The sequence below is a fragment of the Acinetobacter sp. A47 genome (assembly GCF_000805455.1).
Lineage (GTDB): Bacteria > Pseudomonadota > Gammaproteobacteria > Pseudomonadales > Moraxellaceae > Acinetobacter.
Genome location: NZ_JSUS01000032.1, coordinates 362,171 through 382,252 on the forward strand (window position 1 = coordinate 362,171; position 20,082 = coordinate 382,252).

24 protein-coding genes are annotated in these 20,082 nt (G+C 42.9%); 8 read left to right on the forward strand and 16 right to left on the reverse strand.

The features are described 5' to 3' along the window. Nucleotides 1–63 precede the first annotated feature (63 nt). From aroC to OC23_RS08285, 11 genes are all read right to left on the reverse strand, one after another. The gene (aroC, locus tag OC23_RS08235) at nucleotides 64–1,155 is read right to left on the reverse strand and encodes a chorismate synthase (RefSeq protein WP_038344098.1); all 1,092 of its coding nucleotides are present in this window, start codon (nucleotides 1,153–1,155) and stop codon (nucleotides 64–66) included. A 13-nt stretch (nucleotides 1,156–1,168) separates the two neighbouring features. Further along, nucleotides 1,169–2,179 (reverse strand): 50S ribosomal protein L3 N(5)-glutamine methyltransferase, encoded by a 1,011-nt coding sequence (gene prmB / locus OC23_RS08240; protein ID WP_038344099.1) that lies wholly within the window; start codon nucleotides 2,177–2,179, stop codon nucleotides 1,169–1,171. Nucleotides 2,180–2,305: 126 nt separating this feature from the next. Continuing rightward, nucleotides 2,306–3,511, reverse strand: coding sequence for a tryptophan synthase subunit beta (trpB, locus tag OC23_RS08245; protein WP_038344100.1), 1,206 nt, complete (start codon nucleotides 3,509–3,511; stop codon nucleotides 2,306–2,308). Nucleotides 3,512–3,553: 42 nt separating this feature from the next. Continuing rightward, the gene (locus tag OC23_RS08250) at nucleotides 3,554–4,741 is read right to left on the reverse strand and encodes a vWA domain-containing protein (RefSeq protein WP_038344101.1); all 1,188 of its coding nucleotides are present in this window, start codon (nucleotides 4,739–4,741) and stop codon (nucleotides 3,554–3,556) included. 12 nt (nucleotides 4,742–4,753) lie between these two features. Continuing rightward, complete coding sequence (locus OC23_RS08255) at nucleotides 4,754–5,605, reverse strand: AAA family ATPase (protein ID WP_038344102.1); 852 nt, start codon at nucleotides 5,603–5,605, stop codon at nucleotides 4,754–4,756. Between the two features lie 35 nt (nucleotides 5,606–5,640). Further along, nucleotides 5,641–6,027 carry a hypothetical protein gene (locus OC23_RS08260; protein WP_038344103.1) on the reverse strand — a complete coding sequence of 129 codons (387 nt, stop codon included), beginning with the start codon at nucleotides 6,025–6,027 and terminating at the stop codon, nucleotides 5,641–5,643. Next, nucleotides 6,020–6,325: a YcgL domain-containing protein gene (locus OC23_RS08265; RefSeq protein ID WP_038344104.1), complete on the reverse strand. Its 306-nt coding sequence runs from the start codon at nucleotides 6,323–6,325 to the stop codon at nucleotides 6,020–6,022. Before OC23_RS08265 ends, OC23_RS08260 begins: the two co-directional genes overlap by 8 nt. Before the next feature lie 385 nt (nucleotides 6,326–6,710). Beyond that, nucleotides 6,711–7,853 (reverse strand): ribonuclease D, encoded by a 1,143-nt coding sequence (locus OC23_RS08270; protein WP_038344105.1) that lies wholly within the window; start codon nucleotides 7,851–7,853, stop codon nucleotides 6,711–6,713. A gap of 292 nt (nucleotides 7,854–8,145) precedes the next feature. After that, nucleotides 8,146–8,742 carry a recombination mediator RecR gene (recR, locus tag OC23_RS08275; RefSeq protein WP_038344106.1) on the reverse strand — a complete coding sequence of 199 codons (597 nt, stop codon included), beginning with the start codon at nucleotides 8,740–8,742 and terminating at the stop codon, nucleotides 8,146–8,148. Nucleotides 8,743–8,824: 82 nt separating this feature from the next. Continuing rightward, a complete protein-coding gene (locus OC23_RS08280; protein WP_038344107.1) occupies nucleotides 8,825–9,154 on the reverse strand; it encodes a YbaB/EbfC family nucleoid-associated protein in 330 nt (109 codons plus the stop codon). A gap of 12 nt (nucleotides 9,155–9,166) precedes the next feature. Continuing rightward, nucleotides 9,167–10,354: an O-succinylhomoserine sulfhydrylase gene (locus OC23_RS08285; protein ID WP_038344108.1), complete on the reverse strand. Its 1,188-nt coding sequence runs from the start codon at nucleotides 10,352–10,354 to the stop codon at nucleotides 9,167–9,169. Between the two features lie 135 nt (nucleotides 10,355–10,489). Between OC23_RS08285 and OC23_RS08290 the strand changes: the two genes are divergently transcribed. Next, nucleotides 10,490–11,575 (forward strand): alpha/beta fold hydrolase, encoded by a 1,086-nt coding sequence (locus OC23_RS08290; protein ID WP_038344109.1) that lies wholly within the window; start codon nucleotides 10,490–10,492, stop codon nucleotides 11,573–11,575. Nucleotides 11,576–11,578: 3 nt separating this feature from the next. Then, on the forward strand, nucleotides 11,579–12,451 hold the full coding sequence (locus OC23_RS08295) for an NAD(P)-dependent oxidoreductase (RefSeq protein ID WP_038344110.1): 873 nt from the start codon (nucleotides 11,579–11,581) through the stop codon (nucleotides 12,449–12,451). A gap of 89 nt (nucleotides 12,452–12,540) precedes the next feature. Here OC23_RS08295 and OC23_RS08300 read toward each other — a convergent pair whose 3' ends face one another. Then, a complete protein-coding gene (locus OC23_RS08300; RefSeq protein ID WP_227505546.1) occupies nucleotides 12,541–13,119 on the reverse strand; it encodes an isochorismatase family protein in 579 nt (192 codons plus the stop codon). 167 nt (nucleotides 13,120–13,286) lie between these two features. On the opposite strand from OC23_RS08300, the gene OC23_RS08305 reads away from it, so the two are divergent. Together OC23_RS08305 and OC23_RS08310 are read left to right on the forward strand one after the other, a co-directional pair. Next, nucleotides 13,287–13,730, forward strand: coding sequence for a BLUF domain-containing protein (locus tag OC23_RS08305; protein WP_038344112.1), 444 nt, complete (start codon nucleotides 13,287–13,289; stop codon nucleotides 13,728–13,730). A gap of 184 nt (nucleotides 13,731–13,914) precedes the next feature. Then, nucleotides 13,915–14,232: a DMT family transporter gene (locus tag OC23_RS08310; protein ID WP_038344113.1), complete on the forward strand. Its 318-nt coding sequence runs from the start codon at nucleotides 13,915–13,917 to the stop codon at nucleotides 14,230–14,232. Nucleotides 14,233–14,365: 133 nt separating this feature from the next. Here the strand turns inward: OC23_RS08310 and OC23_RS08315 are convergent, their stop codons facing one another. The 4 genes from OC23_RS08315 to OC23_RS18780 form a co-directional block, all read right to left on the reverse strand. Then, nucleotides 14,366–14,959 carry a lysozyme gene (locus OC23_RS08315; RefSeq protein WP_038344114.1) on the reverse strand — a complete coding sequence of 198 codons (594 nt, stop codon included), beginning with the start codon at nucleotides 14,957–14,959 and terminating at the stop codon, nucleotides 14,366–14,368. Between the two features lie 103 nt (nucleotides 14,960–15,062). Beyond that, nucleotides 15,063–15,263 (reverse strand): hypothetical protein, encoded by a 201-nt coding sequence (locus OC23_RS08320; RefSeq protein WP_038344116.1) that lies wholly within the window; start codon nucleotides 15,261–15,263, stop codon nucleotides 15,063–15,065. A 164-nt stretch (nucleotides 15,264–15,427) separates the two neighbouring features. After that, nucleotides 15,428–15,667, reverse strand: coding sequence for a hypothetical protein (locus tag OC23_RS08325; protein ID WP_038344117.1), 240 nt, complete (start codon nucleotides 15,665–15,667; stop codon nucleotides 15,428–15,430). 70 nt (nucleotides 15,668–15,737) lie between these two features. Further along, complete coding sequence (locus OC23_RS18780) at nucleotides 15,738–15,932, reverse strand: hypothetical protein (protein ID WP_081407319.1); 195 nt, start codon at nucleotides 15,930–15,932, stop codon at nucleotides 15,738–15,740. A gap of 1,012 nt (nucleotides 15,933–16,944) precedes the next feature. Here OC23_RS18780 and OC23_RS08330 point away from each other — a divergent pair. The 4 genes from OC23_RS08330 to OC23_RS08345 all read left to right on the forward strand — a co-directional run bounded on the left by OC23_RS08330 (nucleotide 16,945) and on the right by OC23_RS08345 (nucleotide 20,070). Next, nucleotides 16,945–17,316, forward strand: coding sequence for a hypothetical protein (locus OC23_RS08330; protein WP_038344397.1), 372 nt, complete (start codon nucleotides 16,945–16,947; stop codon nucleotides 17,314–17,316). Nucleotides 17,317–17,938: 622 nt separating this feature from the next. Next, nucleotides 17,939–18,208, forward strand: coding sequence for a YARHG domain-containing protein (locus OC23_RS08335; RefSeq protein WP_038344118.1), 270 nt, complete (start codon nucleotides 17,939–17,941; stop codon nucleotides 18,206–18,208). Between the two features lie 100 nt (nucleotides 18,209–18,308). Further along, on the forward strand, nucleotides 18,309–18,722 hold the full coding sequence (locus OC23_RS08340) for an HIT family protein (protein WP_038344119.1): 414 nt from the start codon (nucleotides 18,309–18,311) through the stop codon (nucleotides 18,720–18,722). A gap of 253 nt (nucleotides 18,723–18,975) precedes the next feature. Beyond that, nucleotides 18,976–20,070, forward strand: coding sequence for a porin (locus tag OC23_RS08345; protein ID WP_038344120.1), 1,095 nt, complete (start codon nucleotides 18,976–18,978; stop codon nucleotides 20,068–20,070). Nucleotides 20,071–20,082 lie beyond the last annotated feature (12 nt).

A 20,082-nucleotide genomic window follows, 5' to 3' on the forward strand; every position in this document is an offset into this window, starting at 1 on the left:
AATGATAATGAGACTTAAACCACACATATAATAAATTATTTGTGTGGTTTAATCTTTTTGATATTAAGGTTCGATCGGTTTAAATGGTGCAACCACATCGGCGTTTTGTGCACGATGTCTTAAAAAGTGATCCATTAACACAATCGCCAGCATGGCTTCAGCAATTGGGGTGGCACGTACGCCCACACATGGATCATGACGACCTTTAGTCAGTACATCGGTATTTTCCCGGTCAATGGTAATGGTTTTACCCGGTGTGGTAATACTTGCAGTCGGTTTCAAGGCAATTGCAACACGAATGGTCTGGCCACTGGAAATCCCGCCCAGAATACCACCGGCATGGTTGGCAAGGAAGCCCTCTGTGGTCAGTTCATCCCGGGTTTCATGACCAAACTGTCCCGCAACAGCAAAACCGTCCCCAATCTCAACGCCTTTAACCGCATTAATACTCATCATGGCATGGGCAATATCAGCATCTAGACGATCAAATACAGGCTCACCCCAACCTACAGGCACTTTTTCAGCTACGATTTCGAGTTTGGCCCCACAACTGGTGCCTTGTTCACGCAAGGACGTTACCAGCTGCTCAAAGCGTGGAACGGCATCCACATCGCCACAGAAGAACGGATTATTCGGCACTTCCGCCCAATCCAGTTTTTCTGCAACTTCATTACCAATTTGGGTGACATGTCCACGAATTTCGATACCAAACTTTTCAGCAAGATATTTCTTGGCAATCGCACCCGCAGCAACACGCATGGCGGTTTCACGCGCACTTGAACGGCCACCACCACGATAGTCACGGAAGCCGTATTTTTGTGTATAGGTATAGTCCGCATGGCCCGGACGGAATGTTTGGGCAATATTGCCGTAGTCTTTGGATTTCTGATCGGTGTTTCGGATCAACAAACCGATTGATGTGCCTGTGGTTTTACCTTCAAACATACCCGAGATAATCTCCACCTGATCTGGCTCTTTACGTTGCGTTGCAAACTTCGATGTTCCCGGTTTACGGCGATCAAGATCTTTTTGCAAATCGGCTTCACAAAGCTCAAGACCCGGCGGCACTCCATCGACAATTGCCATCAAGCCAGCACCATGTGATTCACCACAGGTCGTCACCCGAAACAGTTGCCCAATACTATTCCCTGCCATGTTTTATCGCCCCTTAATTTTGTACGGATTGCTGAAATAATTCTTTATAACGACGGCATTGTTCAGCAGTTAAGGCAAAAATACCAGAACCACCTTTCTGGAAAGTCAGCCAATGGAAGTCAACTGTGTTGAAGTTCTGGCGCATTGCCCATTCAGAGTTACCCACTTCAATCACAATCAAGCCATCTTCCGTCAGATAATCAGCTGCCTGAGCAAGCATTTTACGGACTAGATCCAGGCCATCCTGACCTGCCGCCAGCGCAAGCTCTGGCTCATGCAGGAATTCTTCTGGCAAATCTGCCATATCTTCAGCATCAACATAAGGCGGATTGCTGACAATCAGGTCATATTGATTTTCAGCAGGAATTTTCGAGAACAGATCAGACTCAAGCAAAGCGACCTGATATTGCTTGTCGTGATGCTCGGTATTGATTGAGGCAACTTCCAGTGCTTCTTTGGAAATATCAGTGGCATCAACCTCGGCATCCGGATACGCATATGCCAAGGCAATCGCGATACAACCAGAACCTGTGCACATATCCAGAATACGTTGTGGTGTTTTCGGATTGTTATTTTCAGGCAGGTTATTTAAGGCTTCCAGCATACGGCCATTTTCATCAAGGCAGTATGGTGCAAAACGCTGTTCGATCAACTCGGCAATCGGTGAACGTGGAATCAGCACGCGCTCATCAACATAAAATGGTTTATTGAAGAAATAAGCCAGATTCAGCAAATATGAAGTTGGAATACGATCATTGATACGACGTTCCAGCAAACTTAAAAATTCAGCTTTTTCACTTGGCAATAACTTGGCATCTAAAATCTCGGCATCCGCATTCCACTCAAGTAACAGGGTCTGTAGCACCAAGGCAGAGCTTTCTGCAAAGTAATCCTGAGTACCCTGACCTAAGTGTGCATCATATTGACGAAGTGCGGTTACACCAAAACGGACAAAATCTCGGATGGTAACTAGGTTTTCAGCCGCTTCTTGTAAATGTTCAGGGCTGATTGTAGGTCGCTCCACTTAGGCGTCTCCAAAAGTGCTAATTGCAAAACGCTTTATTCTAACGGGATTAAGATTGATTTAACAATAAAAAAACCGCCTCTCTACAAGAAGCGGTCTTTTACAGCCTAATCGCCAGAAAAAAGCTTATAAGCCTAATTTTTCTGCCACATAGTCCGAGTCCTTATCACCACGGCCCGAAAGGTTAACCACAATCTTGATGTTCTTGTCCATATTCGGTGCTTCACGTAAAGCCCATGCCACGGCATGTGAGCTTTCCAGTGCCGGTACAATCCCTTCCACACGTGAAAGTGTCATAAACGCATCAAGACATTCCTGATCTGTTGCGGTGTCATAGTGCACACGGCCCAGCTCCTTCAGGAAACTATGTTGTGGCCCGACACCGGGATAATCCAGACCTGAAGCAATGGAATGCACTGGTAACGGCTCGCCTTGTTCATCTTCCAGTACATAACATGCCATCCCGTGAATCTGGCCCGGTTTGCCTAGCGTCAAGGTAGCAGAGTGCTTATCGGTATCCAGTCCATGTCCAGCTGGCTCAACGCCCACCAGTTTCACCCCGCTTTCATTTAGAAATGCGGTAAATGCACCAATCGCATTGGAACCACCACCGACACAAGCCACTACATAATCCGGATTCTGGCCAAAATGCGCATTGGATTGTTGTTTGATTTCCTTGCCAATAATCGACTGAAAATCGCGTACCATTTTAGGAAACGGGTGTGGCCCCACCACTGAACCAATGGCATACAGGTAATTTTTCGGATCTTTTAAATACTCTTCAAAAGCACTATCGACTGCATCTTTTAAAGTGGCTGTCCCTTGAGTCACCGAAACCAGTTTTGCACCCAATATTTTCATCTTTACGACATTGGGATGCTCTTTTTCGATATCCACTTGTCCCATATGAATTTCACATGGTATACCAACCAGCGCACAGGCCGTTGCCAGTGCTACACCGTGCTGTCCTGCGCCTGTCTCGGCAATGACTTTGGTTTTGCCCATATACTTGGCAAGTAAAGCTTCACCTAAGCAGTGATTGATCTTATGCGCACCAGTATGGTTTAAGTCTTCACGTTTCAGATAAATCTGTGCACCACCCAGTTGTTCAGATAACCGCTTGGCATAAAACAATGGGCTTGGTCGACCGACATAATTTTTGAATAGGTCATTCAGCTCGTCCTGAAACTCGGCCGTATGGCGAATCTCCTCATAAGCCGCATTGATCTCATCCATGGCCTCTTTTAAGTGAGGTGGAATAAACTGACCGCCAAAATTGCCAAAGAAACCTGCTTCATCGGGTAAAGCAACCCCATTGATTTGATGTTCCATCATTATTCCTGTTTTTATAAAGTTGTCGTCTGAATATAAATATTAACGCGATAAGTAGCGTGTCATGTCTTCAATGCCTTTCAGCGTCATCGGAAACATATGATTTTCAAAAATGTCTTTAATCCAGTTAATGGTCTGGGTGTAATGCCAATAGCCTTCCATTTCAGGATTTAACCAGGCAGTTTTATCGAAATGCTGGCGTAAACGTCTCAGCCACACTTCACCCGCTTCATCATTCATATACTCAACCGAGCCACCGACCGACTTTAACTCATACGGCGCCATACTGGCATCACCCACCACAATCACCCGATAGTCACGGCCATAAGTATGCAACAGATCCCAGGTATTCATGCGGGTTGCACTACGACGGTGATTGTCCTTCCAGACATAGTCATACAGGCAGTTATGGAAATAGAAATATTCCAGCGTTTTAAACTCGGATTTGGCTGCACTAAACAGCTTTTCGCATTCAGCGATATAGGCATCCATTGAGCCGCCAACATCAAACAGCATCAACACCTTAATGCGGTTACGACGCTCCGGTACCAGTTGTACATCCAGAATACCCTGTTTGGCGGTTTCACGGATGGTGCCATCGACATCCAGTTCTTCAGCCGCTCCCTGACGGGCAAACTTGCGTAAACGGCGCAAGGCAATTTGCATCTGGCGGGTTCCCAGCACCTGATCATCGTCCAGATTCTGGTATTTACGTTGCTCCCAGACTTTTACCGCCGAACGTTTACGCCCGGGCCCGCCAATCCTGACACCTTCCGGATGATCACCAAAGGCACCAAAAGGTGAAGTCCCTCCTGTACCAATCATACGGTTGCCGCCCTGATGCTTCTTATGCTGTTCACGCAAACGCTCTTCCAGCATTTTCATCAGCTCTTCCAGCGAACCGGCCTTTTGCAGTTCTGCACGTTGTTCAGGCGTCAGATGCTTTTCCAGCAGCTCAAGGTCAAACCAGTCTTTCGGTAGTTTGTGAACCTGTTTCAGCAATTCATCCAGATCAAAGGTGTCGATACCATCAAAATAATCTTTGATGGCGCGATCAAACTTGTCAAAAAAGCGTTCGTCTTTGACCAGCACCGTTTTCGCCAACTGATAGAACTCGTTCTGATCTGCAAACACAAGTCCTGAAGCAACAGCCTGATTGAGATCGATGAGCTCACGTGTCGTAACCGGTACGCCATATTTGCGTAAGGTGTAAAACAGTCGCACAAACATTGCTAAACACTCTTAACGGCGTGACATAAAGGCTAGACGTTCAAGCAACTGCACATCCTGTTCATTTTTGATCAGGGCACCATACAATGGTGGAATGGCTTTTGTTTTGTCGTGGTTACGCAAGACATCTTCCGGCATATCATCTGCCATGAGCAGGCTTAGCCAGTCGATCAGCTCCGAGGTTGAAGGAGGTTTCTTCAGGTTTGGAACATCACGTAATTTAAAGAAAACCTGTAATGCCTCATTGACCAGAGTTGTTGAAATATTCGGGAAATGGACAGCAATAATGTCACGCATGGTTGCTTCGTCCGGGAACTCGATATAATGGAAGAAACAGCGACGCAAGAATGCATCTGGCAGCTCCTTCTCATTATTCGAGGTAATAATCACGATCGGGCGTTGTGTGGCGGTAATGGTTTCACCCGTCTCATAGACATAAAACGACATTTTGTCGAGTTCATGCAGCAAGTCATTCGGAAACTCGATATCCGCCTTGTCAATTTCATCAATTAACAATACACAACGCTCTTCGCTGGTAAATGCTTCCCACAATTTACCCGGCTTGATGTAGTTTTTAATGTCGTAGACACGATCATCACCGAGCTGGCTATCACGCAAACGCGAAACGGCATCATACTCATACAGGCCTTGCTGGGCTTTGGTGGTCGATTTGATATGCCAGGTAATCAGCTTTAAACCCAGACTGGCAGCAACCTGTTCTGCCAGCAAGGTTTTCCCTGTACCCGGCTCGCCTTTAACCAGCAATGGCTTTTGTAGGGCACGTGCAGCTTTCACTGCAAGTTTTAAGCTATCGGTCGCGATATATTGATCTGTACCCGCGAAGTGTTGTGTATCAGCAGACATTTAAAAACCTTATTTTTCTATATTTAACTTAGTATCTAAACTGAACGTGCAGTTTTATTTGCAGTGTATTTTGACCAGCAGAAGCCCATAAGCAAGCCAATACCAATGACAAATAAAATCAGTGATAAGTTTGACCAGATCAAGACTTGTTCCTTGGTCAGAACACCGAAAATCAAGCCAAAAATGGCAGGTGCCAAGGCTGAGTTCGGACCTTCTGAAATAGACGGCGTAGCAAGAACTGCAAACGCCACAATCCACAGGATTCCCCCGACTGGATTTGGCAGGCGTGACATCAAACGATACCAGCACCACAATGCAATTATTGTCCCCGTAACATAAACAATGATCGCTACATTTTCTTCAGGAAACTGATCCAGTACCGAAAGAATATTCGACCAAATTGCTGTTAACGTTTCAAGCACCGCGTAAGCCCTCTGGTTCTACCGCATGCGGATTGATTAATCCCTCTGGCGGCATCTGAATAAAAAAGCCCTTGGTTTGCAATGAATCTAAAACATGCAGAACGTTGACACGTGCAAGTTTACGCTCATTGTGAAGTTCTAAATGCATAACAAACGTGGCTTTACCAAACGCTTGTAAAACGGCTTCCGGAACACCTTCAAATGGATTCTCAGGTTCCTTGTCATCAGGATAATTTGGACGAGCAATATACATATACATTTCATCTTTCTTGCTCGATCTATAAATATCGCAGTGCATGTTTACTCACATCTATTAACAATCAAAGACAGCATACATGAAAATAAAAATGGATACATTAAGGATTGTTAACGCCAGAGTCGTCTTTTCAATTCATACATCATTTCTGGCTGTCACATTCCATGCTACAAAACAGACAGGATGCCGTGTACTCTTTTGAACGCATTACCCCGGATGTTCCAAGCGACATATCAGCTGAGGGTTGCAGCTCAATGATCACCTTTTTAAGTACATTTATACCAGTCAAAGAAAAATTTCAAATTGCAGCCCTGATTTGAACCAGTCCCCAAGACGAGATAATCAAACACAGCGTGACAGGATCGTCATAGAGTTAGCTGATCAATACAAAAAAAAAGAGCCAGTTATTGGCTCCTTTATAACGATTTTAACGGGCAACTTTCATCTGGTTTGCCAGATATTGAATATCTTCCTGTAACAAGGCAATCAGTGGCCGCGTCAGCAGGTCATAACGCCATCCCATGAGATAGCCCGGCAAATGCTGCTCGTCCAGATGAAAGACCACATGTTCATAGATAGCATTCATCCATTTTTTACGCAGCAATATCTCTTTCGGAATACCGGTCTGTAGCACGACATTGGCAATCAAGGCATCAATTTTTGGTGCAACTTCCTTTGAATTGCTCTTTACCGGCCGGGCCATACGCAATGGCCATTCATTTTCGGGAGGTAAAAACTTCAACAAATCCAGAATGGTTTTACCATGCTCACGGACGACATTGGGACGTATGTCTTTAATCTGGGCCAGCTGAAAGTTATTGCGTGGATTCTTCTCGACCAGATCGATCATGGTGGCATTTTTAAGAATAAAACTGCGAGGCTGGTTTAAGGCCTTGGTAATCTGTTCGCGCCAGATGCTTAACTGCTGCAGCTGCATCAACTCACGGCGTGAATGACGATAGTTGCCAATGTCTGTATAGAGCTCTGCAAGAGGCGTTTCCATTGCAATCTCTTTGGTCAGATTCTGGCAATCTTCCAGCACATATTGATACAGCCCTTTCGCCTTTAGATCCGTTTTCAGGGTATCGGCCAGTCGGGTCAGGTAAATCACGTCATTTGCCGCATAACACATTTGCTCCTGGGTCAGCGGTCTGGCCAGCCAGTCAGAGCGGGTCTGGTCTTTTTCAATCTCGATATCGAGACACTTTTTTAATGCATTCTGATAGCTGACCTGCAAGCCATGCCCAAGAAATGCCATTGCAATCTGGGTGTCAAATACATTATTCAGTGGTTTTTGATCTGCATAATGATAGATCAGATCAATATCTTCACCACAAGCATGAAAAATGTTCTGTTGTGCTGCAAAAATTTTAGGCCAGAAATCGGTCAGATCCAGAGCTGCGCCGTCCAGTAACACAATCTGGCCATTTAAATTGATCTGGAAAACACCAAGTTTAGGATATAGGGTATCGACCTTAATAAACTCGGTATCAAGTGCATAGGTGGAACATTGTTCCATCTGACGAAGGAGAACAGCTAAATCGGGTTGCTGCTGGATAAACTGAAACATGTGTGCTCAAATAAAATAATATAGAACCATATGCAATAGAACTGCCAAAAAGCAGCGCTTGCTTAACTGAAAATAAATACAAAAATAAAGCTAATCGGTAGTCCACATGTCAAACATGAAATTACTCCTGTTCCCTTCATCAAAAAACGAAAATCCTTTTCGCTTGCTCATAGTGCCACAAATCATCGTAAATAGATCTACGATAATGTAAGACAACGTGTAAAATTTAATTATTTGTTTAAATTAACAGCATGAATTTAATATAAATATACGAAAATGCACAAGAAAGCTGCTATTTCATGCGCATCCGGTTGTGTACAGCCTGACTCAAGGTATGACTATCAACGTATTCCAGCTCGCCACCTTGAGGCACACCCTGTGCAATTCGGGTCATCTGAATGGGCAAATGTTTGGTCGCTTCAACCAGATAGTGGGCGGTCGCTTGCCCTTCCACCGTGGCATTGGTGGCCAGAATCACTTCCTGAATCTGTCCTTCACTGAGGCGCTGAATCAGATAGGGAATTCCGATTTCTTCTGGGCCTATTCCATCTAAAGGTGATAAATGTCCACCCAGAACATGGTATTTACCACGGAAACTGCCACTTTGTTCAATCGCCATGACATCGGCTGGTGATTCAACCACGCACAGCAACTGCTCATCCCGCTCTACGGAAGCACAAATATCACAAACATCATGTTCTGTTAACGAGTGACATACTCGGCATTCATGGATATGGCTGGATGCTTCATGTAAGGCATAAGACAATGCAAAGGCACCTTCACGGTTTTTCATTAATAAATGCAATGCCATACGCTGTGCTGATTTCGGACCGACACTCGGCAAGATCCGTAATGCCTGAACCAGCTGTTCAAATCGTTCACTAAACACAAATTCACTCTCATAATCTCCCCTAACCCCTCTTCAATGAAGAGGAGAACACCTCCCTAAAAAAAGGGAGGCTGGGAGGGATTTAAAATAAGCCAGACAAACCAGGTGGCAAGCCCATACCCGAATTGGCAGCCTGAAGTTTTTCTTCTGAAATGGCTTCCGCCTGACGTGCAGCATCATTCATTGCTGCGGCAATCAGATCTTCAATCATGTCTGCTTCATCCTGTAACAGTTCAGGACTAATTTCGATACGCTTAACCACATTGCGGCAAGTCATCGTCACTTTCACCAGACCACCGCCAGCTTCTGCATGAACTTCAGTTTTTGCAAGCTCTTCTTTGGCTTTTTTCAGGTTGGATTCCATATCTTTTTGCATGCGCTGAGCTTGCTGCATGAGCATATTAATGTTCATAACTTTCTCTCGTTAAATTAAATCTAATCCGCGTGACAAGTCGCGAATAATATCATCAATGTCTTCTAAACCAACAGACACACGAATCAAGCCTTCTTCAATTCCTGCAGCTTGTTTAGCTTCAGCCGACATTCTACCATGCGAGGTGGTCGCCGGATGTGTAATTGTTGACTTAACGTCACCCAGATTACTGGTAATAGATAAGAAACGGGTGTTGTCAATCACGGTCCAGGCACCGGTACGCTCGCCTTTTACCACAAAGGATACGACACCGCCAAAACCCTTTTGTTGTTTTTTCGCGAGTTCATGTCCAGGATGATCTGGCAAACCGGCATAATAGACTTTTTCCACTTTTTCGTGCTGGTGTAACCATTCAGCCAGTTTTTGAGCACTTTCACAGTGGGCTTTCATACGGATGCTCAGTGTTTCCAGCCCTTTCAAGAAGATCCATGCATTAAATGGACTCATTGAATTACCCAGGGTACGAATTACACCATTAATTTCTTCAAGCAAGTCATGCTTGCCAACCACTGCACCGCCAAGCGCACGCCCTTGACCATCGATATATTTGGTTGCTGAATACAATACCAGATCGGCACCAAACTTGATCGGTTGCTGCAATACCGGGGTACAGAAACAGTTATCGACAGCAAACAAAGCCCCATTGGCATGGGCGATATCTGCAATCGCCTGCATATCACCGACTTGCGCCAACGGATTGGACGGCGTTTCGATAAACAGGATACGGGTATTCGGACGAATCGCCTTCTTCCAGCCGTCAAGATCACCCAGATCAACAAAGGTTACTTCTACTGCAAACTTTGCAACATATTTTTCAAACAAGGCAATGATTGAACCAAACACGGCACGGGAACAGATGACATGATCACCAGCCTTTAGATAAGCCATGCACATTGCATGTACCGCTGCCATACCCGAACTGGTTGCCACTGCACGTTCTGCACCGTCCATAACCGCCAGACGTTTTTCAAAAGCCTGTACGGTCGGATTGGTATAGCGTGAATAGGTGTTGCCGGCAATTTGTCCTGAAAACTTTGCAGCCGCATCAGCTGCGCTTTCACATACAAATGATGAGGTTAAAAAGATTGGCTCGCTATGCTCACCCTCAGAGGTACGATCATGCCCTGTGCGAATTGCCAGTGTTTCTAGTTGGTATTCTAAATCATCGCTTGGATTCATCGTTTTGTATGCCTTATGATCATAATGTCGAAAAGTGCCAATATTTTGATCGCCTAGGGTATTTAAGGTCAAGGCGTAAGATGAAATTATCGCTTAGACTTCGTGCAATCTTGACTCATGATGAGACTTTATAAGATGAAATCGCTTATGGAACAGCAAAAAATAAATCTTAAACATCTGGCTATGCGCGTATTCGATGCAGACAAACTGGTGTTGTCCCAATCTACCCCTTATCAGGTGATTGCCCAATTCAAACAGACCCGTGTCCGCTTCTACGCTTCAGCGCATAAGCGTTATAAGGAACCACTGGTTTTTGTTGCGCCCTTAGCGATTAATATGGATATTTATGATCTGTATCCTTACCGTTCATTGGTCAAACATTTTCAGGACAGTGGGTTTGATGTCTATCTGGTTGACTGGGGTAAACTCACTTATAAAAACTATCAGGTTAACTTTCTATCTTTTATTGATAAGTTTATTCCAAAATGTATTGAAGCCATTCAGCAACATGCCAAATCTGAGAAAATTTCATTACATGGCTGGAGTATGGCCGGTATTTTTGTCACGCTGTATACCGCACGCCATCAACCGAGTGTGGTGAAAAATCTGGTGGTCTTAGGCAGTCCAATCGACAGCTATGCATCAGGTTATATCGGCAAGCTGTATAAAACGCTGGCTTATCTCACCAGCCGTAATGCAACCATTAAAGACTATGTCTATAACCGTTTACCCAAACTGATGATCCATTCACCGGGCTTCCTTAATTCTTTGGGATTCAAGCTGTTAGACCCTAAAGGCTGGATTGACGGCAATATCCAGTTATTAAAAAATCTGGATAATTTGAAGCTGGTACAGGAAGATGCCACACTCAGTCACTTCTTGAATAATATGATTGATTACCCAGGTGGGGTCAATCAGGACATGCTGTTTAATGTCTGGCTACAAAACCCTTTAAAACATGGTGCGATCCGCCTCAAGAACAAAACCATTGAACTCAAGAATATTCATTGTTCCCTGCTTGTCGGTGCTGGCAAGGGAGATCAGCTGGTGACTGCCGAGTCTGCATTTCCATTGACCCGGTTGACAAGTAGTCAGGATGTCACGTTTACTCTTATCCCGGGTGGACATTTGGGTTTAATGTCCAGCCAAAACAGCTCTATCGAGTTCTGGCCAACATTAACCACCTGGTTAGCCGAACGATCGACACAAATAAAAAGGTAAAGTATGACTCAATCTGTTGCATTCATCGGTTTAGGTGCCATGGGCTATCGTATGGCAGCACATCTTCCTAAATATTTCGAGACAGTTCTGGTCTGGAACCGGAATTTTAGCAAGGCAGAACAACATGCAGCAGAATATGGCACCACGGCGGTAGAACTTGCTCAGGCAGTCCAGGCCGACATTATCTTTTCCTGTTTACCTACCAGCGATGACGTGGAAAAGCTGATTGAAGGGGTTGAAATTAAATCAGGTTCAATCTGGATTGACTGTACCAGCGGTGTACCGGATGCCGCCCGCCGTCTGGTTGAAAAGTTAAAAGCACAACATGTTGCCTTTCTGGATGCACCTGTAAGTGGACAGACAGTCGGTGCTGAAAATGCAACCTTGACCTTTATGGTCGGTGGCGATGTCGATGCATTTGAACGCGCTTATCCTGCAATGGCCGCATTAGGTAAACTGATTCAGCATGTGGGTGAACCGGGAGCTGGCTTTGCGGTAAAAGCCATTAACAATATGCTGCTTGCGGTAAATTTATGGTCAGTGACCGAAGGTTTCAGTACCTTAAAAGCGCATGGTGTGAACCTGAATGCAGCACTGAACTGCGTAAATGCTTCTAGCGGCAAAAGCTTTGTGACCGAAAATATTTTCCCGCAACGCGTACTGAGCCGTGAATTCCCAGTGACCTTTGGTCTGCCACTACTGGCAAAAGACACAGGAATTGCGCTGGATCTGGTCAAGGATGCCAAATTACCGGCACCTCTGCTCGCTTTAACGCAGAGCCTTATTCAAACTGCAAATTTAACTGCGGAGCCAAATAGCGATTTCTCCGCCGCGGCAAAACTATATGAGTCGTGGAGTAAAATTACGCTGAAATAAGGCAAAACCTCAGCATAAAAAAGTTCTTAACACCTTCAAACCGCTCAAAAGAGCGGTTTTTTTAATCGCACAATAGCCATCTGTTTTAATTACCAGCGATTACATACGCTACGCTGAATGAAATCCACCTCATCCGCTGTCGCAAAAATCCGGATTTCATCACCCAGCGACCACTCCGCTGCCCTGGCTGCCATAGCTGCTGGGACTGCTTCTGATCCGGGCCCGGCAGGCACATCATAGGTAGCATGGGCATCATGTGGTAACAACACCGCATAACCTCGTGCTAAAGCAGCACGTGCTGTGGCAGCCACACACATCTCTGATAAAACACCACAAATGGCCAAAGACCTGACTTCCAGCTCATCTAGAATGTGCTGGAGTGATGTTCCATCAAAACCATTGTCCTCGCTTTTTCGAACCACATATTCATTAGGCTGAGGCGCAAAAAATAATTCCCAACCAGTTTGGTGAGGTTCATCCGGCGCCCCAGCTTCCCCATCATTTTGCAGGAAAATCACGGCAGCATTGGCGGCTCTCGCTTTATCAATTAATACAGCAATTGAAGCAATCAACTGCTCGGATGCAGGTACGGCTTCGGCACCTGATACAAAAGCCTGTTGTACGTCTACCACAATCAAGGCATCAACACGATTTGTTTGAGTCAAGATCACCCTCTCTCATTAAGCTCTTTAGTACAGTTTATTACCGTGCTCTTCAATGCAAATTCTTCGTGTCCGCTTAGGTGTGCACTACTTTTTCTTACATAACAAACTATACAAACCCTTGTTTTTTCTATATAAGTGTTATTCACCCTTAAAAAATGAGCATATCAATCATGGAGTCTGTCAGACTTTTATACGTGAGTAAAATCAAGACCATTGACTCGAACCTAAAAACAAATTTGATTGAAATCCTTGATGAGGCTGTAGATTTTAATTATCGCCATGATATTACAGGTGTTTTATATTATGGCCATGGCTATTTTGTCCAATGTCTGGAAGGTACAAAGACCATCATTGATGACCTGTTTTATAACAGGATTGTGAAAGATGAACGTCATATCAATTGTGAAATTCTCTATTATCTTGCAACTGAAGACAGGTTGTTCTCACAATGGTCTATGAAGTTTTCACCCATCAATCAAAATATTACTGATTTTTTCATGAAATATCATTTAGAAGAGTTTAACCCCTACCTGCTCACTGCTGAAACCGTGGAGAAATTCGTGGCCGTTTTGGCTGGTGAACCCGAATATGATGTGAAGGCATATGTCTCGTAACAACCTGACTTAACCGGCAAAGGCATTCTTGGTTTAGAATGCCTTTTTTATAAAAATAATATTTTAATTCTAAAAAGGTTGAAGCAATTTCTCAGAAGTGCTTATATATACCCTCAGAGGACGACCTCTTTTTATTTTTCAAGCTTTAGGACGACCTAAAAATATTATTAAAGAGGTGTCCGCAATGGCTTGGGCTTATCTTATTTTGGCGGGTATTTTTGAAATCATCTGGGCATATTCCATGAAAATGTCCGAAGGATTTACCAAACTCACACCAACTATCATTACCCTTGTTTTTATGATCCTGAGCTTCGGCTTACTTGCCGTGGCAATGAAAACATTGCCATTGGGTACAGCCTATACGGTCTGGGTTGGAATTGGTGCAGTCGGTGCCTTCCTGATCGGGATATTCTTTTTAAATGAACCGATGGGACTGTTACGCCTTTTGGCAGCGGCTGCAATCATCTTTGGTGTGGTGTTAATGAAACTCACCGCCGACTAAGCATTTGCCAAGCTATAACAGCTTTTAATACTGCATCAAAGGCGCAGGCTATCTGTGGTTTATCTGCGCCCGATGATAAAAAACTGTTTTGATACAGTCATAACCGGTATTCAAGTATTGTTCAAAAACTCATTTACGATTTGAGGAACAATGCCTGCTCTACCTCACGGCGGCGTACCAGACCTTGCAACACTTGCCCACCCCCTTTATTCCATACCAAAAACTGATCTGCTGCAGCCTGATAATTTCCGGCATTTAAATACTTTAGCAAGGTTGAGTTCTTAAATGCATGTTGACCAATGTTATAACTTAGGGAAACTAGCGCATCAAACTGATTTTGCGATAGAACCACCGATACTGCCTGATTAACCGTGTTCTGGAAACGCCTCAAGTCATGCCGAAAAAAGGTATTTGCCTGTTCTAAGCTACAGCGGTCACCTTTTTTCACCCGAACTCCATCAGGATAAACCGTGGTACCGAAACCAATTGTCCATGTACCTGTCCCGTCATCATAAGCCTCTAATTTCAAATCTTCAAAACTGGTAATGAGATTAATACCATTCGGGCTTATCGCTTTTCCAGCATCATCATTATCAACAGCGATCCCCACTGTATCAGCCACATCAATAGCTGTGGCAATGTTGGAAGTTTGAATTATGGCATGGTTGTGTAAAAGAGCAGCACCACGGGTAAAAATCTTTTGCAGATAATCAAAAATCGTTTTCATACTGCTGTCTTTTCCATCGTTCTAGACTTCCGTTCATCTCAATACTGATTCCGGAAAATTGAAATAATGCCCGACATGTAAAAGCCCGCAGAGGCGGGCCAGGTTATTCCTCGATTTCAATCGGATCACCATCTTCAGGGCGGATATGTCTTTCACCGTCATCTGCCGGATCAACACTCGAACCATCTTTGGTAATACTGTTATAAAGTTCATCTTCTTTTTTATCGTCAATGAACTCTTCATCTTCAAAATCTAAGGTTTCATTATCATCATCAAAGTTTAAAGGTTTATTTTCATCAATCATGCTTTATGTCCCTGATCTAAATATACCCTTTTATGCTTCAACAGTTGCAAAGTACATTCAAGAGACAACAATCCCTATTTATGTAACTAATGCAGCAATATGTATAGATGGCTCGCAAAAATATGTCTGATCAGGTTACAGATAAGCTGAAAAATGCCAGAACATCAGTAACGATCGATCTTAACTATCACATATTGCAAACCGACATAGCGGTCAAGTTGGGCATGATTCAACGTATCATGATATTCTGCTGGCACATCCAGACCAGTTTCTTCAAATAGCCATTTGATATTCTTAATAATTTCAAAATTACCATTTGAATCGAATTTTATGCCGGGATCGACAATCGACTTTACCCTTATATTTGTATTACTCTCAATATCTCTTAATGTGATAATAGCCATACCAGTCCCCCAATAAAGCCCTTTTATACCACATACAAGAAAAAATTATCTGATAAATTAAATATTTATTTTACATTCTGTTCATTTGTCGCTGGCGCCGAACCAGTCCGAGTACAGATTTACGCACCCAGATTTCATCTTCAGAAAAAGGTAAATGCAACATCAGCTGCTCTATAGACAAGCTACTATTTTCGATCAGAAAACAATCTTGTTCTGTCGTCCAGCTAGAAAGCGTAAGTTCAGGTGTTTGACGGGATTTTTTCATATCTGCATTGTAATACATTTTTGGCCATAAAAAAGCCCACTCTGAAGAGTGGGCTTAGCCTTTATTCTTTTGCGCTGAACGAAGGTTTTTTCGTTGTTTAGTTATAATGAAACAACAAATGCAATATAAACAAAAGTGTGATATTCATCAACAAAAATATGCAGGTCATCTAACAACCATGAAGACCAGCTACACAATTCAAAACCTGACTGCTGAGTCGGGCACAACCGGATGCGTTATTTTTTTAATTTCTCCTAGTCGCCGGAGTAAGCACCACACATCGCATTAAGACAATTGATAAACCAATCAAGACAAACAGTTCACTCATTACATACTTAAGCTTAAAACCTGTACACCAACAAATAATGCTATGACTTGTTTACCTGAGTCGTACAGTAATGATATTTTTCTGCCCTATTTTCAATACTAACTGTATGAATACATGAACAAAAAAGAAGTACTTGACGGTGTTTAATGGTGTCCGGAACATCTACGCCGTAGCAGTTGCGATCAATTTCACTCAGCCTAGGAGCCATGAACGATCGTCCAGAATAAAAAGGATAGCCAAGACCGGCAATAACGATCAGCAAAAGCATAATTACAGCAAAATTATTTTTAATATAGTTCAGCATAGTCGAGACTTGATGAAAAATTGATTATGGATGATGTCCGATTTTAATACTTTCAGCATACTACTTTAATTATTATCATTGCCCATCAGGCACAGCAGAACAACTGAAAATCATAAATTTGCTCTTTAAATACCATGATTACAAGGCAAATTGTGATCATAAAAACAGGCTTGAGCAGGCTAAAATAGAGCATCGAAAAGAGCGACAAGTAGTGTCGTATCAAACACTAAAATGCTGTAAATATAACCAGAAGAACCCCATATCCATAAAGTGAATTCAGCAAATATATTTCTCTTCTACTGATAGATCACCCATCTACCCGCAAAGCAACCTCGACCATGAATTCACACCGCTCAAAACCCGTTTTTATGGAGCATGTGATGCAAAAACGAAACTATATCACCCCGTTTACCCAGTATATGGGAAAAGATGCCAATGGTTTTTATCATGTCCGTCTGGGGCCCAAGATTTATCTGGTCAAATTATCTTTAAATTATACACCAGACTTTGATACTGAATTTTTTGGCGGTCTTCAGGCTGCGCCCTTTAACTGGCACTCTATTCTGGTCAAGGAGACGCCCTATGCCGAACCTCGTCCTGTTACTCAAGATGAATTAGACCAGAAATGGCTAAAAGGCCATATTAAAAGGATCGTAAATTATCAACGGGCCATTAAACGTACCGCCAAGACCACGCGCTATAGCAAAGAGCAATGCATTGATTATCGTAATGCTCAATATAATGATGCTTAGCGCATCAATGTAAAGATGGAAATGGCCATCAACCGATGAGATGAATCAGGTGATCTTGATGCACTTGTCAAATGGACACTGGTCTTAAACAGGCGTCCTGCCGGACAGGGTAAATAACAACTCAAAAAGCTCATAAAATCGGGCTTGCTGCTATATTTACCCTTATGTGTATACGTCTTTAATGCCAATAAGATTATTGAATTTTACTTGCTAACCTGTTTTTGATTTACCCTGTTTTTCCCCGAGAAAAACTATTTATGTTGATTATTACATCGCTCTAGACAGAATATTTTTAATTCAATTTGGTAATCAGATCACGCCATCCGCTACAGAGCAAATAACCCTGCAAAAAGAGCAATATAGCTAAAAATCTGGTGAAATAAATATAAGCCAGGAGCTTGTTAATACCTTGTTTCATATCATTTTAAACAAAACATGTTGATTTAAAAGGGTTTTATATATTATAAGGAGAAATTATGGAGTAAAATTACACTCAAATAATAGAGATTTATTGAAATTTTATAAATAAACCTTATATTGTTATATACGTAGCGACCAAGCGCCATATGAATATAACGTCATACAGCTTTGGTTTATACCTTTTTGATTAGAGGAACACCTCATGAACAAGTTAACCGTTGCAGTTTTTGCAAGCCTGATTACTCTAACCGGTTTTAGCGTACAAGCTGCAACTCCAGAACAAGAATGCAAAAAATTACAGGATGACTATAACCTGATTTATGCATCTAAAGGTTTCTGCTTTAAAGATGCAGATGCCAAGGCCAAGTTTGGTAATGAAAACTGTCACACGACCAAGCCAAAGTTTTCTGATAAAGAACAACAGCGCCTTGATGAAATCAAAGCTCGCCAGAAAGAGCTGAACTGCAAATAATCGGTTTTATACGGAGAGCCTGGCTCTCCTTCTCTCATATGCTTTCGTCAAAGAGCATTAATTTTCAATCTTAAAGAATGACTCCATTTAAGGATGAATTATGGCCTACGATGACCAAAATATTTTCGCACGCATTTTACGTGGTGAATTGCCTGCCATCAAAATTTACGAAGATGATCAGGTTCTGGCTTTTATGGATATCATGCCTCAAGCAGATGGTCATGCGTTAGTTATTCCAAAAACCCCTGCTGTAACCTTGCTTGACCTGCCTGCAGAGGCTGCGGCCTATACGATCCAGATCGTACAGAAAGTTGCCCAGGCAATTGAGAAAGCATTGGATGCCAAGGGAATCGTGTTAATGCAGCTCTCTGGCGCTGCAGCCGGTCAGACTGTACCGCACGTCCATTTTCATCTAATTCCAAGCTCAGTGCACGAACTGGGTCGCCATGCAGCACAAATGGGTGATCAGGAAAAAATCAAGGCGCTTGCTGAAAAGATCAAAGCTGCTCTTTAAACGTCATATAAGTCAAAAACGGAGTTGTTACTCCGTTTTTTTGTTTTATAAACCCTTAAAAGATAAATAAAAATATAATTATTACCAAATATGAATCGTCATTAAACTGTCATTTTTCTTTCACTTCACTGTCACAAAGTTTACCGATACTGCATACAAGTCGGTGAGCTGTGTAACTTTATGTACACAAGCAAGCTTATAACAGTAACGAAGGCATCGGCCATTTACAAAAAAGTGTTTTGGAGAAATCTCAATGAAAAAATTGCTTCTTGCTGCTACTGTAGCAACTTTAGCCATGAATGCAGCGCAAGCAGCACCAACATTGTATGGTAAGCTCAATGTGACTTTGGATCAAATTGATAAAAATGGCTTTAAAGATGAAAGCGTAACTAAAGTAAATTCAAATGCTTCACGTATTGGGGTAAAAGGCGAAGAAAAACTGACTGACAAGTTATCAGCGGTTTATTTGGCTGAATGGGGCGTTTCAGCAGATGGTTCTGGTTCAGATACAGACTGGGGTATGCGTAACCGTTTTGTAGGTCTTAAATCTGATGGTATCGGAACTTTAAAAGTTGGTCAGTTTGACTCTTATCTAAAAACTGCTGCAGGTAATAACCAGGACATTTTCAACGATCACACTGAACTGGATATGACCAAGGTTTTGGCTGGTGAAGATCGTTTAAGTAACGTTATCGGTTTTGAAACAGACAAGAAATTACTGGGTGGTCTGGCATTCAACATCATGTTCCAGCAAGGTGAAGAATCATCGGCTGTTAAAAATGATGCAAAAGGTCAAAAAGGCAGCCGTGACAGCTTTGGTGATGGTGTTTCAACTTCCCTTACTTATGAAAATAAAGACTATGGTCTGGCTGCCGCAGTCGCAGGCAACTTTGGCGTCGCATCAACTTATAACGCTTACAACAAAGAGCTTGGTGGCAAAATCTATTCTGATGCAATCCGGGTAACAGGTTCTTTGGACTTGGCACCAGCAGGTGTTGATGGTCTGGTATTAGGTGCACTCTGGCAAACAGCCAAACCAACTGATGACACAGTGGTTGTAGGCACCCCTGCTGTTTCATATAAAGGCTTAAAAGAAAATGCATTTGGCGTAACAGCAGCCTATACAATTCCATCAACTCCAGTGAAGTTAAAAGCAGAATATATCTCTGCAAAAACTGAAGTCGATAACCGTGAAGATCGTAAAAATGACCTGTATGGTGTAGGTGCAGACTATAACATCAACAAACAGGCACGCTTCTACGGTGTCGTTGCCCAACAAAAAATTGACTGGCAAAAAGATGATAACAAGAAAACTGTGATCGGTTTGGGTATGGAATATAATTTCTAAGCTGAAACATAA

Coding starts and splice junctions, on each gene's coding strand:
- aroC (WP_038344098.1), bottom strand. CDS start 1,155: ATGGCAGGGAATAGTATTGGGCAACTGTTTCGGGTGACGACCTGTGGT.
- trpB (WP_038344100.1), bottom strand. CDS start 3,511: ATGGAACATCAAATCAATGGGGTTGCTTTACCCGATGAAGCAGGTTTC.
- OC23_RS08250 (WP_038344101.1), bottom strand. CDS start 4,741: ATGTTTGTGCGACTGTTTTACACCTTACGCAAATATGGCGTACCGGTT.
- OC23_RS08255 (WP_038344102.1), bottom strand. CDS start 5,605: ATGTCTGCTGATACACAACACTTCGCGGGTACAGATCAATATATCGCG.
- OC23_RS08265 (WP_038344104.1), bottom strand. CDS start 6,325: ATGCACTGCGATATTTATAGATCGAGCAAGAAAGATGAAATGTATATG.
- OC23_RS08270 (WP_038344105.1), bottom strand. CDS start 7,853: ATGTTTCAGTTTATCCAGCAGCAACCCGATTTAGCTGTTCTCCTTCGT.
- OC23_RS08280 (WP_038344107.1), bottom strand. CDS start 9,154: ATGAACATTAATATGCTCATGCAGCAAGCTCAGCGCATGCAAAAAGAT.
- OC23_RS08285 (WP_038344108.1), bottom strand. CDS start 10,354: ATGAATCCAAGCGATGATTTAGAATACCAACTAGAAACACTGGCAATT.
- OC23_RS08290 (WP_038344109.1), top strand. CDS start 10,490: ATGAAATCGCTTATGGAACAGCAAAAAATAAATCTTAAACATCTGGCT.
- OC23_RS08295 (WP_038344110.1), top strand. CDS start 11,579: ATGACTCAATCTGTTGCATTCATCGGTTTAGGTGCCATGGGCTATCGT.
- OC23_RS08305 (WP_038344112.1), top strand. CDS start 13,287: ATGGAGTCTGTCAGACTTTTATACGTGAGTAAAATCAAGACCATTGAC.
- OC23_RS08310 (WP_038344113.1), top strand. CDS start 13,915: ATGGCTTGGGCTTATCTTATTTTGGCGGGTATTTTTGAAATCATCTGG.
- OC23_RS08315 (WP_038344114.1), bottom strand. CDS start 14,959: ATGAAAACGATTTTTGATTATCTGCAAAAGATTTTTACCCGTGGTGCT.
- OC23_RS08320 (WP_038344116.1), bottom strand. CDS start 15,263: ATGATTGATGAAAATAAACCTTTAAACTTTGATGATGATAATGAAACC.
- OC23_RS08325 (WP_038344117.1), bottom strand. CDS start 15,667: ATGGCTATTATCACATTAAGAGATATTGAGAGTAATACAAATATAAGG.
- OC23_RS18780 (WP_081407319.1), bottom strand. CDS start 15,932: ATGAAAAAATCCCGTCAAACACCTGAACTTACGCTTTCTAGCTGGACG.
- OC23_RS08330 (WP_038344397.1), top strand. CDS start 16,945: ATGCAAAAACGAAACTATATCACCCCGTTTACCCAGTATATGGGAAAA.
- OC23_RS08335 (WP_038344118.1), top strand. CDS start 17,939: ATGAACAAGTTAACCGTTGCAGTTTTTGCAAGCCTGATTACTCTAACC.
- OC23_RS08340 (WP_038344119.1), top strand. CDS start 18,309: ATGGCCTACGATGACCAAAATATTTTCGCACGCATTTTACGTGGTGAA.
- OC23_RS08345 (WP_038344120.1), top strand. CDS start 18,976: ATGAAAAAATTGCTTCTTGCTGCTACTGTAGCAACTTTAGCCATGAAT.